Annotated in this window: 16 protein-coding genes; 7 read left to right on the top strand and 9 right to left on the bottom strand. The window is 67.8% G+C overall.

Annotated features, from left to right (window positions below):
- Positions 1-20 precede the first annotated feature (20 nt).
- Positions 21-839, top strand: coding sequence for a LysR family transcriptional regulator (locus E1291_RS02560; RefSeq protein ID WP_131735889.1), 819 nt, complete (start codon positions 21-23; stop codon positions 837-839).
- 127 nt (positions 840-966) lie between these two features.
- On the opposite strand, the gene E1291_RS02555 is transcribed toward E1291_RS02560, so the two are convergent.
- Both E1291_RS02555 and E1291_RS02550 read right to left on the bottom strand, forming a co-directional pair.
- Positions 967-1,623 carry a DUF4360 domain-containing protein gene (locus E1291_RS02555; RefSeq protein WP_131735888.1) on the bottom strand — a complete coding sequence of 219 codons (657 nt, stop codon included), beginning with the start codon at positions 1,621-1,623 and terminating at the stop codon, positions 967-969.
- 32 nt (positions 1,624-1,655) lie between these two features.
- The gene (locus E1291_RS02550) at positions 1,656-2,309 is read right to left on the bottom strand and encodes a DUF4360 domain-containing protein (RefSeq protein ID WP_131735887.1); all 654 of its coding nucleotides are present in this window, start codon (positions 2,307-2,309) and stop codon (positions 1,656-1,658) included.
- 847 nt (positions 2,310-3,156) lie between these two features.
- Here E1291_RS02550 and E1291_RS02545 point away from each other — a divergent pair.
- On the top strand, positions 3,157-3,855 hold the full coding sequence (locus tag E1291_RS02545; protein WP_131735886.1) for an SMI1/KNR4 family protein: 699 nt from the start codon (positions 3,157-3,159) through the stop codon (positions 3,853-3,855).
- Between the two features lie 14 nt (positions 3,856-3,869).
- Here E1291_RS02545 and E1291_RS02540 read toward each other — a convergent pair whose 3' ends face one another.
- Positions 3,870-4,271: a RidA family protein gene (locus E1291_RS02540; protein WP_131735885.1), complete on the bottom strand. Its 402-nt coding sequence runs from the start codon at positions 4,269-4,271 to the stop codon at positions 3,870-3,872.
- 100 nt (positions 4,272-4,371) lie between these two features.
- Between E1291_RS02540 and E1291_RS02535 the strand changes: the two genes are divergently transcribed.
- Positions 4,372-4,755, top strand: coding sequence for a winged helix-turn-helix transcriptional regulator (locus tag E1291_RS02535; RefSeq protein WP_131735884.1), 384 nt, complete (start codon positions 4,372-4,374; stop codon positions 4,753-4,755).
- 238 nt (positions 4,756-4,993) lie between these two features.
- Here the strand turns inward: E1291_RS02535 and E1291_RS02530 are convergent, their stop codons facing one another.
- The 3 genes from E1291_RS02530 to E1291_RS02520 form a co-directional block, all read right to left on the bottom strand.
- Positions 4,994-5,440, bottom strand: coding sequence for a MerR family transcriptional regulator (locus tag E1291_RS02530; protein WP_131735883.1), 447 nt, complete (start codon positions 5,438-5,440; stop codon positions 4,994-4,996).
- Positions 5,437-5,793 carry a hypothetical protein gene (locus E1291_RS02525; RefSeq protein WP_131735882.1) on the bottom strand — a complete coding sequence of 119 codons (357 nt, stop codon included), beginning with the start codon at positions 5,791-5,793 and terminating at the stop codon, positions 5,437-5,439. The genes E1291_RS02530 and E1291_RS02525 overlap by 4 nt, the downstream gene beginning before the upstream one ends.
- Before the next feature lie 146 nt (positions 5,794-5,939).
- On the bottom strand, positions 5,940-6,398 hold the full coding sequence (locus E1291_RS02520; protein ID WP_131735881.1) for a winged helix-turn-helix transcriptional regulator: 459 nt from the start codon (positions 6,396-6,398) through the stop codon (positions 5,940-5,942).
- A gap of 86 nt (positions 6,399-6,484) precedes the next feature.
- Between E1291_RS02520 and E1291_RS02515 the strand changes: the two genes are divergently transcribed.
- Positions 6,485-7,711, top strand: a complete 1,227-nt coding sequence (locus tag E1291_RS02515; protein ID WP_131735880.1) for an MFS transporter — start codon at positions 6,485-6,487, stop codon at positions 7,709-7,711.
- 1,353 nt (positions 7,712-9,064) lie between these two features.
- Entirely contained in the window at positions 9,065-9,607 is a 543-nt protein-coding gene (locus tag E1291_RS02510) for a hypothetical protein (protein WP_131735879.1), read from the top strand.
- 122 nt (positions 9,608-9,729) lie between these two features.
- On the opposite strand, the gene E1291_RS02505 is transcribed toward E1291_RS02510, so the two are convergent.
- Positions 9,730-10,209: a gamma-glutamylcyclotransferase family protein gene (locus tag E1291_RS02505; protein WP_131735878.1), complete on the bottom strand. Its 480-nt coding sequence runs from the start codon at positions 10,207-10,209 to the stop codon at positions 9,730-9,732.
- A gap of 217 nt (positions 10,210-10,426) precedes the next feature.
- Between E1291_RS02505 and E1291_RS41715 the strand changes: the two genes are divergently transcribed.
- Both E1291_RS41715 and E1291_RS02500 read left to right on the top strand, forming a co-directional pair.
- A complete protein-coding gene (locus E1291_RS41715; protein WP_165494927.1) occupies positions 10,427-10,591 on the top strand; it encodes a hypothetical protein in 165 nt (54 codons plus the stop codon).
- A gap of 649 nt (positions 10,592-11,240) precedes the next feature.
- Positions 11,241-12,662 (top strand): IS4 family transposase, encoded by a 1,422-nt coding sequence (locus tag E1291_RS02500; protein WP_131735877.1) that lies wholly within the window; start codon positions 11,241-11,243, stop codon positions 12,660-12,662.
- A gap of 1,097 nt (positions 12,663-13,759) precedes the next feature.
- Here E1291_RS02500 and E1291_RS02495 read toward each other — a convergent pair.
- Positions 13,760-14,923 (bottom strand): hypothetical protein, encoded by a 1,164-nt coding sequence (locus tag E1291_RS02495; RefSeq protein ID WP_131735876.1) that lies wholly within the window; start codon positions 14,921-14,923, stop codon positions 13,760-13,762.
- Positions 14,910-15,512 carry a hypothetical protein gene (locus tag E1291_RS02490; RefSeq protein WP_131735875.1) on the bottom strand — a complete coding sequence of 201 codons (603 nt, stop codon included), beginning with the start codon at positions 15,510-15,512 and terminating at the stop codon, positions 14,910-14,912. Before E1291_RS02490 ends, E1291_RS02495 begins: the two co-directional genes overlap by 14 nt.
- Positions 15,513-15,556: the final 44 nt, after the last annotated feature.

Genomic DNA, 15,556 nt, shown 5'->3' with positions numbered 1-15,556 from the left:
GCGATTGATACCCTGCGGGCATGGATCTGGACCTCCGTAAGCTCCGCTACTTCGTCGCGGTGGCCGACCAGCGGCACTTCGGCCGGGCCGCGGAGGACCTCTACATCACCCAACCGGTCCTCAGCCGGCAGATCCGCGCCTTCGAGCGGGAGGTGGGGTGCGCGCTCTTCGTCCGGACGAGCCGCAGCGTGGAGCTGACGGACGCCGGGCGGCGGCTCCACGAGGAGGCTCGGCGGATCATCACGACCGTCGACGCGGCGGTGCGGCGGGTGCGCGAGGCCGGGCGGGGCGTCGAGCGGCTCGCCGTGACCTTCTCCGCCGGGCTGCACGTGTCGGAGGCGATCCGCTCGTTCACCGCGAGCCACCCGGACGTCGAGATCGAGCTCGTCCCGTCGCAGCAGTGGGACCGGGACGCGCCGCTGCGGGACGGCCGGGCCCACGTCGGATACCTGCGGCGGCCGTTCAACGACTCGGGCCTGCGGACCATCCCCATCGGCCACGAGCCCAAGGTGGCGTGTCTTCCCGTGACCCACCCGCTCGCCGGCCGCCGGTCGCTCACGACGGCGGATCTCGGCGGTCAGCCGATCTTCGACGCGCGGGCGCGGCGGACGTCCTCGGCGGAGGAGAAGTTCGAGCTCATCGCCTCGGGGCACGGCATCGCCCTGGTGCCGCAGAGCGTCGCGCGGTCGTACTCCCGGCCCGATCTCGTCTATCTCCCCCTCACCGACGCCGAGCCCGTCGAGACGTGCCTGGTCGTGGTGGAGGACAGGCGCGACAAGGCGCTGCTCGACTTCCTCCAGATCGCGACCACGACGCTCCGCCGCACGTCGACGCCCTGAGCCGGTCGCGTCCCACGGCAGGTCGAAACGGCCGGGCCCCACCTTGGTGAACGGGACGAGGGCGCGGCCGTGCCGGATGGGGCCGGGCCGTGCCCCTCCTGGAAGGGCACGGCCCGGTCAAGCCGGATCAGTGTCCGGGGCACTTCTTCCAGGCGAACTGGTAGATGGTCCGCACGTCCCCGTCGGTGGAGTCGAAGGAGAGGAAGCTGGTCTGGTCGGGCTTGGAGCTGCCCTTGTCCACGCGCAGCTCGGTGTTGATGTTGAAGTTGCGGTCCTCACCGCACGGCTTCCACACCAGTTCGGCGACCGGGGTCGAGTCGGTGAACTGCCAGTTGTCGGAGACCTTGCCCTTGATGGTGTGGCTGACGGGCGTCGACTGGGGCGAGCCCTGGTGGTAGTAGTTCGCGCGTTCCACTCCGGACGCACCCTCGGCCAGGCTCGCGAAGCCGCGGTAGTCGGCGCTGGCGATCGCGTAGGTGAAGCCCTGCGGGATGTGAACGCCGAGGCTGAGCTGGCAGTTCTTGCGGAAGTCGGTCGGCTTGGAGTTCCCGCCGGCCTGCGCCGTGTAGTTGCTGTAGGTGACGGTGAAGGCGGTGTTGTCCTTCGACGGGGCCACGGCGGCGGTGCCGGCGGGGCAGCCGGAGCCGTTCACCGTGAGCACGTTGAGGGTGATCTTCCCGATCGGCGGGGGCTCGACGGCCGACGTCGACGACGCCGAGGCCGTACCCGTGGTCAGCGCGAGAGCGGAGAGCAATGCCGCCGAAGCAGTCATTCCCTTGCGCATGGATTCTTCTCCTTCAGAGTGGGTTTCTCGAACTACGGACAGCGCTTCCAAGCGAAGTGGTAGGTCGTCTTGATGCTGCCGTCGGTGGAGTCCATCGTGATGAAGCTGACCTTCGCCGGGTCCGAAGTACCCTCGTCAACGCGCAACTCCGTGTTGATGTTGAAGTTGCGCTCCTCACCACACGGCTTGTACACGAGCTGGGCGACCGGCACCTCGTCGTCGAACTGCCAGCTCTTCTTGGCGGGACCCGGCAGATGATGGCTGATCGTTTCGGTGCCCTGGCTGCCCTGGAAGTAGTAACTGGCCAGTTGCCAGGCTTCCGAACCGGGCTGCAGGGAGGCGAAGCCGCGGTAGTCCGTCGACGAGATCGCGTAGGTGAAGCCCTGCGGGACGTGGACCTTCATGTTGATCTGGCAGTTCTTACGGAAGTCGGTGGGCTTTGATGGGCCGCCCACCTGAGCCGTGTAGTTGCTGTAGGTGACAGTGAACGCCTCCTTGTCGGGGGACAGTGCGACCGCGGCGGTGCCGAGCGGGCACCCGGAGCCGTTGACGGTCGCGATCTCGATGGTCACGCCGTTGGGACCCGGCGTGAACAGTGGTGCGGAGGCGGCGGCCGTGGTGACGGACGCCGTGGTCATGGCAAGCGCGCAGGCAGCGGCGGCGGAAAGGGCGATCCTTTTACGCATGCGATTCCCCGTTCAGTGGAGAGTGGGCGCGTTTTTCATCGGTGACCGACAACCCGTGCGCCGGGAATTCCGGATTAAACGGTTACCGTCAGGGGACAGAGATCCAGGATCTCAACGGAGAGTAACTTTCATGGCAAGGGCTGTCAATCGCGAGGTTTTCAACTTATTTCGATTCGGAGTTAATTGGCGACCGGGAGCGCGTTGTTCAACTTGATCGATGATTGTCGAAGGGTGTTGCCGGCCATTTGAAAAAGGATCGTTCCAGCACGTGTCCCGGCAAGCTGGAGCGCGGCGAACGGGCGGGCGTACATGCGGGAATGGCGCGGACCGAGCGATCTCGACGGCTCATGGAAACGACCCGGCGGGCATGTCGCCCGCACCGTGCTCGCAGCCGAACCGGTTGCGCCGACGCTACCGAGAGCGACTGGATTTGAATCGGATGGAGCGCATGCCCGGCCTCTTCGCCCCCACATTTCGAAAGTGCCGGAGCCCCGCCGATCACCGGCCGGATCGGACCGGATCCGTCCCGCCCCGCCGGCGCCGCCGAACCGTCACCCGTGGCCAGGACGAACAGAAGCGCTCGCACCCGGGTCTCACCCGGTGACGTTCACCGGCGACGGCCCCGAGCCGTCCACCGAACCCGTCCCAGGCGGCCTGACAGGATCTGGCCACCGTCGCGGCCATCTGGACGGGCCGAGCGCCTTCGACGCGGGGAAGATCACGGCTCCGCACGTCCGATGTCACCCGGATCACCGGGCACCGCCCCGCGTCGCGGAAGGCCCGGTAGCGGCCTGACGTGCGAGCCGCGGGCCGAAAGAATGTCCGCCGCACCGGGCATCCTTGCCGCGTGATCAGCGAAGAGGATCTGGTGTTCGAGGACGTGCGCGCGCGGGTGGAGTCGGGCGACTACCTCGACGAGCGAGTCGGGTTTCCCGGCGTCGACACCGAAGGCGGTGGAACCTTCAGGCACACCCGTGACGGGCGGCTTCAGCGGTTGTACTGGCGAGGCTCGCCCGAGTACCTCGCCGCTCACGCCGCCGGACAGTTCGAACCGCTGCCCCCGCTGACGCCCGCTTCGGAGGACGAGGTGAACGAGTGCGAAGCCTCCCTGGGGCGGCCTCTGCCGTCCTTGCTGCGCCGTTCCTATCTGCGACTCGGCGACGGCGGCTTCGGTCCCGCCTATGGCCTCATTCCCCTGGAAGGCATCCTGAGCAGGTACCGAGGGCAACAGCAGCATTGGACCGGGCCATGGGAGGCAAGGGCCGGGTCATTGCTGCCGATCTGCGACTGGGGATGCGGCATCACCTCTTATGTGGACGTCGCCGATCCGGCCGCCGGGATGTGGGCGATCGACCCCAACCCCGCCCCGGCGGACGATTTCCACGTGGCCCTGTTCCCCCAGCACATGAGCCTCGCTACGTGGATGCGTAGCTGGCTGGAAGGCACCCTTCTGCAACCATGGCTATTCCAGGACCAGGACACCGGCGAGTGGCGGGGCGCGACCAACGCCGAAATCGCCGCCGCGATGGACCAGGACCTTGAGTAGAGAGTGACGGGTCCTCAGGCGGGGAGCTTCGTGTCGACGACGAAGCCGATCTCGATGACCTGGCCGGAAAAGGCCAGGTCAGTGACACCGAGGACGGTGCTGACCGGGCGGTGGCCGCCGAAGTAGGCCAGGTTGCCCTCCATCGTCGCCGCTGCGTTCTGCCGCAGGTCGACCACGTACAGGGTCTGCGAGATGACCTGATTCCGGGTCGCACCGAAATGGGCCAGGACCTTGTCCAGGTTGATATGGGTCTGCTTGAGCTGAGCGGCGAAGTCGTCCGCGTGGACGAACTCGCCCGCCTCGTCCAGCGAGACCTGTCCGGAGACGTGAATCAGGTCGCCCGACTTGATCGCCTGTGAGTAACCGAAGTCACTTTCGGCGGAGATCTCGTGGTTGAAGACATCGATGGCGGCCACAGTGCCCACCCTTTCCCTTGCTCTCTTGTGGTTACTCAAGAACCGTAGGAGAGTGAGAGCCGACGTGGAAGAACGCACTTTCCGGTGACTGAGGAACCCCATGGTGACCAAGCAGCTGCGCGAAGACCTGCCCGAGGACGCCGACCTGAGGCGAGCGGACTCCCTGGCACGGGAGATCTTCTCCGACGTCGCCAACAAGTGGGCGCTCCTGATCACCGAGGCGCTCGGCGAACGCACCCTGCGCTTCAGCGAACTGCGGAACGAGGTCGAGGGCATCAGCCACAAGATGCTCACCCAGAACCTGCGGATGCTGGAGCGCAACGGCCTGGTCGACCGGAAGGTCTACCCGACCGTCCCGCCGCGTGTCGACTACACCCTCACCGAACCGGGACGGGCACTGCGCGGCACGGTCGACGCCATCTGCGGCTGGACCCACCAGTACCTCGGCAGCATCGAGGACGCGCGTCGCCGTTTCGACACCTGACGCGCTCAGATGCCCCCAGTGCCGCACCCGCAGCCACTAGCAACCGCCTTGGCCGCACTTGTCCTGCGGCGGGCCGCGAGGACGAACGTGACCACGGCCCAGAACGGTCAGGCCCCCGGCGACGAGCGGCAGGCCGCCGGCGAAGGACACCACCGCGCCCCCGCCGAGCACCCCGGTGCCGAGAAAGGACGGCATGCCGCGGCGGCCAGTGCGCCCAAGCCCGTCCCCGATGCGGTCTTCACGCGCGCTCCTCTTCGGCATCGGCGAGGCCGGCGAACGGCAGCGGACAGCACGGCTGTCGGGCGCACGTCATCAGGTCGTCACAGCCGGCGTCGATCGCTTCGTGCAGAGCGGACCGGATGACCTCCAGGTCAGCGATGCGCCGCTCGACCTCGACCAGCTTCAGCCGTGCCCGGTCCATCAGGCCCGTGTCAGGCCGCCCATGCCGATGCCGCGCGGCCTCCAGCAGCTCGGCTACCTCGTCCAAGGTGAAGCCCAGCCGTTGCGCCGTCTTGATCACCCGCAGGACGGTCACCGCCTCTCGGGGATAGAGCCGATGTCCGCCCAAGGTCCGCTCGGGCTCGGCCAGCAGGCCGCGCCGTTCGTAGTACCGCAGGGTCTGCGGGTTCACGCCCGCCGCCTCCGCGACCTGGCTGGACCGCAGCCCCTCGTACTGAGCGCTCATCTCGTCCATCCCGTGGCCACGACCTCCGGCGGCGCGTTGCGCTCGGCCAGGGCCTGCATGCCGTCCAAGGTCGGCGCGGCGTCCTCCGGAGCGATCACCTCGACCCGCAGCCCCGCCTCGGTGCGGTCGAACGCGAAGCGCAGGAACGCGCAGCACTGCCGCTCCGCCTCGAAGACGTCACGAAGCCGATTCTCCGTTTCGGCATCGGCATCGAAGGTCAGCCGCAGCCGGAGCGGCTCGCGCTCCACCGTGGTCAGGCTCTCGGCGAACAGTGCCTCGAACTCCGTCAGCCGGTCCACGATCGCGTTCGGCGACAGCGTGCACAAGATCGGCACGTCGGGCTCGGCCATCATCCAGCCCCCTTCGTCTCGGCGTCGCCCACCTGGCGGCGGCCGCGTCTCGACGGTAAGCCTGTACCTCGGTACAGGATGCAACCTCCGTCACGACCAGCACAAATACGGCGGGACGGGCCCAGGACGCCCTCGGAGCACGCTTCCCCTCACCGCGTCTTCAGCACGGTGGTCGTGTCGACATCGGCGGGGTCGCCGCCCGAGAGGGTGGGCCGGAGCTCCGGAATCGGGAGACCGCGCTCGTCGACGAGGACGGAATGGGTCTCGTCCGGGGCGAAGGCGTGCCGTTCACCCCACTGCCGCAGGGCGACGATGACGGTGAACAGATCGCGCCCGACCGGGGTGAGCGCGTAGAGCTGCCGCTTGCCCGATGGTGCGACCTTCCTATCGAGGACGCCACGCTCGACCAGCCGCCGGAGCCTGTCGGTGAGGATGTTGCGGGCGATGCCGGTGCGCTGCTGGAAGTCGGTGAACGCGCGCGCGCCGTCCATGGCGTCGCGAACGATGAGCAGGCTCCAGCGGTCGCCGATCAGGTCGAGGGTCCGCGCCACTGGGCAGGTCGGATCCGTCCAGGCCACATCCTCGGCACGGATCGCGGGCTGGGACATCACACCTCCCGAAGAGTTGCTGATTGAAACCATTCTGCCGTAGCCTCAGGTTAGTTGCAATTTGCTACTGATCGAAGGAGGATCGGATGGGGTTGACCGCTGGCCGAAGGGCCTTGTTCGCCGCCGTCTGCGCGGTGGCGGTCGCGGGCATCTACGCCGCGCAGCCCGTGCTCGCCCAGATCCGCGACGACCTGGGCGTGCCGGACGCCCACCTGGGATGGACCGTCACGGCCGGGCAGCTCGGCTATCTGGCGGGGCTCGCCCTCCTCGTCCCTTTGGGCGACATGGTGGACCGGCGCAAGCTCATGGCGGGGCACCTCCTGCTGACCGCGGTGGGCGCGTTGCTGGCCGCGACGGCGTCCCGGACCTGGCTGTTGCTGGTCGGACTCGCCGTCGTGGGCCTGTTCGCGGTCGTCGTGCAGACGACCGTCGCCTACGCCGCGGCCCTGTCGACGCCCGGGGAACGCGGCCGCACGCTCGGCGTGGTGACCTCCGGCGTCGTCGTCGGCATCCTCGGCGCACGCGTCGCGGCCGGGGCACTGGCCGCGGTGTGGGGCTGGCGCAGCGTGTACTTCGCACTCGCCGCGATCCTGGTGACGCTGGCGGGCCTCGTCCTGCGGGCGCTGCCGCCCGACCCGCGCACCGACCACACCACGTATCGGCAGGTCCTGACCTCGCTGGGCGGACTGTTCCGCGAGCGCTCGTTCGTCTCGCGCGGGCTGATCGCGTTCTTCCTGTTCGCCTCCTTCGGCACGCTGTGGAGCGGCCTGGCCCTCCCGCTCGCGGCCGCCCCGTGGCACCTGAGCACGGCACAGATCGGCCTGTTCGGCGTCGCCGGCCTGGCCGGGGCACTCGGCGCCGCGCGGGCCGGACGCTGGGCCGACGCCGGGTTCGCGAGCCCCGTCACCGGCGGAGCACTCGTGCTGCTCGCCCTCTCGTGGCTCGCCATCGCGCAAACGTCCTGGTCGCTGTGGCTCGTCGTCATCGGCGTGGTCGTGCTCGACTTCGCCGTCCAAGCCGTGCACGTCAGCAACCAGCACCTGCTCACGACGGTCCACCCGGACCGCACCAGCAGCGTCGTCGGCGGCTACATGATCTTCTACTCGCTCGGCTCCGCCCTCGGCGCCACCACCACGACCACCGTCTTCGCCAATGCCGGATGGACCGGCTCCAGCATCCTCGGCGCGGCCTTCGCCGCCTGCGCCCTCGCGGTCTGGGCCGTCAACCGTCGCGCGACCCCCGCCCCGCACCCGCCTCTGAACAACCTCGGTGACCTCACCCGCCCCGCCGACCGAACCCGAGCCGACCACTGACACCACTAGAGCCGCTCGGACGGGTTGCCGGTTCGCCGCGACGGCCTTCAGCGGCGCCCCTGAAAGACGCCCCCTCGCGAAGTCGCGAGGGGGCTTCGGGGCATATCCGCCGAGGCATTCGGCGGTGACACCGTCCGGGGAACCGCCAACGGCGGAAGCTCGACCAGGGACGGTCGCCGGCCTTCGGCCGTTCAGGTCGCCTCGAAACGCGAGCGTCCACCGATCTGAGCGGTGGCTTCGGAGGCGAGCCTTCCCGGTTCGGGACGGTGGCGTGGTCGCCGTCCACCTGCATGAAAGCGTTGGTGACCGAAGCCGGTGGCTAGACCCGATCGGCTCAGGAGCCGGCCCAACATCGACGAGGTCGCCGGGTCTCCTGGATGAAGGTCGCGACCTGGCCGGAGAGATGCACGCCGGCGTTGTGCGACGTGGCCCGCCCCCCTTCACCGAACCCGGACATGGAGCACCTACCGGGCGCGGGGCACCGTCCGGGCACTTCCCGTCGGCGGTGAAGAACACGACGCCGCCGACGGTGAACTTGCCGGCGACCAGATATTTCGGCCGCACTTACGGGGTCTGCTGAGTCGGCACCCCACCCGGCCCAGAGGGGGCCTCCGGCGCCGAGGGAGCAGTCGGCGGGGGCGGGGGCGGCACGGAATCGCTGTCGGCGACACTGCCGCAGGCCGTCAAACCGAGCGCCAGCACAGCCCCCGCTCCGGCGATCACAAACTTCCGCATGAGCCCTCGTCCCCATCCCCAATGCGCAACCCTCTCGGTCGCGCCGTACCAGGTAAGATGCACACCCGCACCGACGAGGTTGGCGCCCGTGGACGTGATCAACACGACTCCGCGCACCCGAACCCACCGGCCCGCGCCCGCGTCCGGCTGATCAACACAAGAAGAAGCCCACCCGCTTTCGGCTCTCCCCGCGCCGCCCGGCTTATAGGGGACTCAGGTTCGAGAGGTGGCCGCAACATCGGCCGATCAACTGGCCGGGGTTCCTGGCCGGGCGCCTGTCGTGGTCCGACGTCCAGGTCAGCGTTGGCCACGATCACACCGCGGTCGTTCGCCGACGTGGCGCTCCCGACTCTGGGGACTCTGGGACTGGTCGCCGCCCTGGTCCTGCTCGTCGCCGCCGCCACCGCCACCGCCTCGACATTCTCCGCCGAGCTCACCGCGAGGGGAATCTTGGACAGGCCACGGCCCTGCTTCACGCCTTAAGAAACTGCATTGGGCAACGTAGCCCTCTGGTTCAAAAAGACTCGACCATCTGATTTGAGGACGAAAGACCAACCCCAGGCGACTCGGCTCTATAGGCTGGATGCCTACGGCAAAGCTCTGCGAGAGGATGGCAAAATGCACAGCTTCTACGTGTTCGAGGACTCATTCTTTCAAGGCGGTGGAGGCTGGGGAAATCTAACAGTGGCCGGTTCCCTGGAGGAGATCCACGAGGCGGTCTATGACGTCCTACGAACGGGATGGAATCTCAGCCCCGCAGCCGACCTGGACATCCGCGTATATCAGAAGGGCGAACTCACACTGGTCCGAGACCTGTATCCGCACATTCGGCTGGAAATCCCCGGACTAACCGAGATCCGTTGGGACGACGAAGGCTGGATCCTTGGTGGTGAACCTCTGCCTGATTCTGACATGCAGTGGGTCACCGAGGATCTCAACAGCGCGGAGCCGAGGAACCGTAACGAGCGGATGTGGGTGCTCACGGACGAGCGCTTGTTGAGAGATACCGAGTACACCGTGACCGTCGACTGGGCGGGTCTCGGATTGCCTGAACTGCTGGCGCCGGTACTGAAGGAAGGCCGGATCGAACTGGACGGGGAAGAGCGCAGGTACGGCTTCAACGATCTCCTCATGAACGACGACGAGTACGACTACGAGTAGAGTTCACCGTCCCGCAAGGCAGCCTCACGATTCTAGGGAATCCATCAATCACGCCCTGGGGCCCTAATCTCACCCATCTACTGGCCTGGACAACGGCGGCTACCCGGGCTGACCTGAAAGGTTCAACTGGCTTCGTAGTGCCGGCGCCAGGCTGCGCAGTGTTCTACGAAGGCGGCGAGATGCCGGGCGTCGAAGTCTTCGGCCGACCAGTCGTCGGGGTCGACGTCGGTTCCGGGAATGCAGGCGTAGGCCCAGCTGTGGCGTCCGTCACGCAGATCAACGCGAACGAGTTCATAGACCGGGCCCTCGAATGCGTCCAGGACGCGCCACTCATCGCGGGTAAGACCGGTCATCAGGTAGCCATGGGCCGTGGCGGTACCGATGACCAGCCCGGGATAGACCCGTCCAGGGAGGGCGGCGACGCGCCACCCCTCGGCGGCTGCAGGCTCACGGTCGGGAACGCGGTCGATGAGGGTACGCAGGACGTCAGAGAACCGGAGGGTCCCATAGACGAACAGGGCATCCAAGGCCACCGGCAGTCGGTCCGCTCGGCCATAGCCCTGCAAGGTCGGTCGGGATGAGCGGGGCTCGGCAGACGTCATGGAGTACCTCCCGAAACACCTTAGCGTCGCGCTCGGCGGGGGACCTGCAGGCGGGCACCGCCAGGCAACTGGGACAGCCGTGACGGGAGCACCCTCTGGTTTCGCGTCCGCGGTCGGAACTGAGCGGAACGCCAACAACGTGCTGCAGTCGTTTCGTCCATCCGAGCGAAGACAGACCTCAACGCGGACGAGCCGACGCTGCGGCAGCTTCGTGTCGGTGCTGTCGGACGCCGACGTCCCGATTGAGGACATCTCACGGCCGGTCCGCCACAAGAGCACGGAGGTCACCGAGACGGTCTACTGGCACCAGATCCGGCCCGCTCTGCTGGCCGGCGCCGAGGCGATGGACGACGTGTTCCCGCTCGTCGACGAGGGCGGCTAGTCAGGCACTGTGTCAGTCAGTCATGCAGAAGGCCCCTCGCGAGCGATCGCGAGGGGCCTCTGAGGTGGAGCCGCCTATCGGAATCGAACCGATGACCTATTCATTACGAGTCTCACGGACAAGATCCGAAGACGTCCAAATTTGTCCGCTGACCTGCAGGGCGGCCCTCGCGGACGCCCCCGGGTTCCCCCCTCGTCCAGGCCCGTCCAGACCCGCCGTAAGCATCCGCGTTAGCAAGCCTGAGCACTCCGCGCTGTTCGGTCCGGGGTGTTCGTTCGCACGAACGGCGCGCTATGTGCGACAGACCGTTCTTCGCGCGAATGAGCCCCCCGGCTCGCGGGGTCCAGGGGGCCGGCGCAGCCAATGCAGTTGCTTTTGGTGGTCCTGGCTGTCGTCGGCCCGGATGGACACAGTGACGTGCCGGGGCGCACGATCGCGCGAACGGCGGTCAGGCGTGACGGTCGGTAGCGCGCGATCGTGTGTCCCGGGGCCAGGAGGGGTCTGGGGAGCCACGGGGTTCCCCAGTCGCACGCGCCCAGCCGACAGCGCCAGCCCCCGCGCTGCGAGAGATCACGAACCGTGTCCGTGATCGTCACGGGTTGGTGATACCGCGTGGTAGCGACCGCTCTGTGCCTGAGGGTTTTCGAGCGTGAGTGCCGGAACCGCTGGGCTGCGGGTCCGGCTCGGGGTTCTGACGACGGTGTTCACGTCCGAGCTGGTCGACGTGGTGATCGCCAAACACGACCGGGCCGAGCGTCGGCGCAGGCTGCTGCCGGCGCGGCTGGTGGTGTACTTCGTGCTCGCCCTGTGCCTGTTCGCGCGCGAGTCGTATGAGGAGGTCATCCAGCTGCTGACCGGTGGGATTTCGGGGACCCGGGCATTAGCCCGCGTCAACAGGTCGTCGCTGTCGCGTGCCCGTGCTCGGCTGGGCACCGAGGTGATGGAGACGCTGTTCCGGGAGGTCGCCGGGCCGCTGGCAACACACGACACGCCCGGCGCCTGGTGGCGCGGGCTGCGGCTGCTGGCGCTGGACGGCACACAGTTCGACGTGCCGGACTCGATGAGCAACGGCTCCGCCTTCGACGGGCCGTCCACCACAGACCACACCCCGCTCGGGTTCCCACAGGTCAGGGCCGTAGTGCTCGCTGAGATCGGCACGCACGGCGTGCTGGACGCCGCGATCGGCGGCTACCGCGACGGCGAACGCGCACTGGCCTTCTCGCTCGCTGCTGCGGCCGGTCCCGGTGACCTGGTGATCGTCGATCGAGGATTCTGGTCGGTCGAGTTCGTGGACACCTTCGCCGCGACCGGCACGAACCTGCTGGCCCGGCTGCAGTCCAATCACCTGGGCACCACCATGAGGGAGCTCCCCGACGGGTCATGCCTGGCGGTCTCTCGGCCGGGCAAGGGCACCCGCCTGCGCGCCAAGGCCGACGGCCGAGAGTTGCCCGAGCAGATCACCTTCCGCGTCATCACCTTCACCACCGACGACGGCAAGACGCTGTTACACCTGGGCACCACACTGCTTGACCACGAACGCCACCCCACCATGGAACTGATCGCGCTCTACCGGCAACGCTGGGAGATCGAGCTCGCCTTCGACGAGGTCAAGAATCACCTCGGCCCCGGCGGTCCGCTGCGCTCGCGCACTCCCGACGGTGTCCGCCAGGAGCTGTGGGCCTTTCTGGCGGTGCATCACGCTGTCCGCCGGGTCGCCCACCACGCCGCGGTCCACACAAGTGAACCCGTCGTCGACGCCGACCGCATCCCCTACCTGACCTGCGTCAGGATTATCCGCCGCAGCGTGATCGCGCACCTGGGCGCCACCGCCGCCAAGCTTGCCGAGGCCGTGGCCGACACCGCCCGGCAAGCCCGCCGGCGGCTGCTGCCGCCGCGCGCCGGCCGCCAGTGCCCCCGCGCGATCAAGAAACCGCCCCGATGGCCCGTCCTGCGAATCCGCGCAAGCCGCGGGCAAGCCGACACCGGCCGCTGGAACTGGAACCCCTCCAACAAACACAAGCCCCGCCGCAACGCGGGCAAAGCCTTCAAGGCCACCGCACCCTCACCGTGATCTCTCGCAGCGCGGGGGCTGGCGCTGTCGGCTGGGCGCGTGCGACTGGGGAACCCCGTGGCTCCCCAGACCCCTCCTGGCCCCGGGACACACGATCGCGCGCTACCGACCGTCACACCTGACCGCCGTCCGCGCGATCGCGCGCCCCGGGCACGTCACCGTGTCCATCCAGGCCGACAACGGCCAAGACCACAAAAACAACTGCATTAGGCTGCGCAGCCCCCTGGTTCGAGCACGCTCAAGCGGCTTCCGGCTCGCCACAGACCTGGGTTCGCGATCCCTGCCGGAGAACGAGGACCTGACCACGGCAACGGCACGCCTCTCTGAGGACGTATTGCGAACCCTCGTAGGGGCGATGAGGACAGGTTCCGGGCATCGTCGGTGTCCGAGATAGCGTGTTGCGAACCCTCGTAGAGGCGATGAGGACGTCGGAGGACGCGCCGCACACCGGGTACGGGCATTACGTTGCGAACCCTCCTAGGGCGATGAGGACGCCGATGGGCGCGTGGGACGGCGCTTGAGTACGCGTTGCGAACCCTCGTAGGGGCGATGAGGACGGGAATGGACGAGATCGGCATCGCCGAGTTCAAGTTCGTTGCGAACCCTCGCAGGGGTGATGAGGACCACTCTTCATGGGACTGGAACTCCTCGCGGACGGCGGGTTGCGAACCCTCGTAGGGGCGATGAGGACCGAGAAGGACGGACAGAAGCGCACCGTCTTCGAAATGTTGCGAACCCTCGTAGGGGCGATGAGGACCCCCATGGTAAAGCCGCTGGCGAGGTGGTGCATAGGCGACCGTACATGGCGCGTTTTTGCAGCGAACCTCTGGTCGTGCACGAAACCCCGGCGTGTCGCTGAAACGATCAAGACGGGCCTCGGTGGTGGGCACGTCCCCAGCATCTCAGGGAGGCGCGGACGTTCGCGCTCTCTTGGGTTGGGCTCTGCCTCTGGAGGGTCAGCGCGGGACGGCGGGACCGGCCCGGAGAGGCCGCACGCCCGCCGTCCCGGGCTGGCCCGGCGGCCGCGGAGCGGGCGCCTTTAAAGACGTAAAGAAAGTTCTCATCCGGGGCTCTGCCGCTCCCGGTGATCTTGATTCTTAGGTGTCTTGGCCGCCGATGGTGGGGCCCGTCGGCCAGAGTGCTGCCAGGTCGGTCGGGGTTAGCGGGGCCTGGTAGGCGGCTTGCAGGACTGTGGTCTTGGTGGCCTGGTCTGCTTCGGCGAGGTTGACGAACCAGTCGCATCCGGCTGGGTAGGCCCAGAGGTAGGAGCGCAGTTGGGGGTTGGCTCCGCGATCGGTGATGATGTCGGAGATGGCCTCGTCAGAGATCCATGGAGCGCGGAACCGGGCGTGGTCGGCCAGTTCTTCGATGGAGGCGCCACGGTTGAGAGCCACGTGAAGTTCGCCGCGGACGAGTTGGCTGTAGTGGTCTAAGCGGGTGCGGGTGAGCAAGAGTTCGTCATCGGGGGCGATGAACAGCGGTAGCGCTTGGGCCAAGCCCTCCAGGAGTACCTGTTGCGGGGCGTGGACGGAAGAGAGCCGTACCCAGGGGACGTCTTCGGCGGCGGCCTGTGCCGTCCAGCTCGCGCCCTGGAGGCCGTGGCCGAGAACCTCGTGCAGAGCGAATTGCCGGGCTGCAACCTTGGTGAAGGCACTTCGGCGGAGGTTGAGTCGGAGCCGTACCCGGTGGCCGGCGCCGTCCAGCCAGTACGCCCAGTAGGCGTCAACGTCGGCCGTTTCGATCGTCAGCTCGAACGGGGCCTGGCTACCGGTGGCCTGCCGGACCGCGTCCTCGTAGTCGGCGGCGGCCTGGCGGATGGCGTCGGGGGCTTCGTCGGTCTCGATCGGGCCCTCGATGGTGTGCAGATCGCGGGACGTGTCCGGGCCCCACTCGACACCGAGGTTGGCCAGTGCTTGACGGGCTTGGTCGCCGCGCTGGGTGATGTACCCGTCATGCCACCCGGCCGCCCCGCATCCCTGAGTGGCGCGGATGTAGGCGGCGAAGGGCGGGTGTTCGCCGAGTAGCGCACCGAGGTAGGCGATATCGGCATTGAGGCGGGAGACCAGGTGGGTCGCCTCGTCCCGCTCGGCGCGGGTGTGGAGTTCGCGGAGACGGAGGTAGACGGTCAGACGGCTGTCCGCCGGTTCGGTCGCGGTGTCGGTGGGGTTGCAGTCGAAGTCGATGACGGCCGCCGATCCGCGGTTCACCTCGTAGGCATGCCACGCCCGGAGCGTCTGTTCGATCTCGTCACGCAGGTCCACGGAGCACATCACAGCGCAGTGTCACGGCCTGGTTCGGGCGTAGGTAATCCCGGGTCAGGGACATGATGGCGTCCTTGCCGTCAATGTCCCAAACCAGACTGTCAGTGGCGGAGTTCTCCGATCCGTCCGGGTGCTCCTCAGTCGCCGTGCAGCCTCCCAGGTCGATGTTGCGCTGCCGGACGTTGATCTCGTAGCGGCGGCAGTAGCGGGGCATCGACTCGCGCCAGTAGTGGTTGACGTCGAACTTGCCGTGTTCGCAGACGTAGCCGACGCGGGCCCACTCCCCCGGGCGTAGTGGCGGGGAAATCTGGAAGGCGAACTTGGCCAGGTTGGTCGTGTCGTGGATGCGCTGGATGGCGACGCGTCGATCGATGTCGGGAACCGGCTTGATGACCAGCGGGCCCGTCGTGTGCTCGAACCACACTTCGCGGGTCATGCGGGCCTGCGGCTGGTCGCCGAGGTTGAGCAGGTCGAAGCGGTATTCGATGTGGGCGCCGCCGTCTTCGTCGATCTCCAGGTTGATCGTTTTACTCAACTCGATCACATGACCGGTGAGGCCGGCCAGCTCGGTGATCTCGGCGGCGATCACGCTGCGGGTCTACGCGCACGTGGTCAGGTCGGCCGAGGTGGCTG

This window comes from Actinomadura roseirufa (assembly GCF_900659635.1).
GTDB classification, from domain to species: Bacteria; Actinomycetota; Actinomycetes; order Streptosporangiales; family Streptosporangiaceae; genus Spirillospora; species Spirillospora roseirufa.
This window is presented reverse-complemented; position numbering and strand designations above follow the sequence as displayed.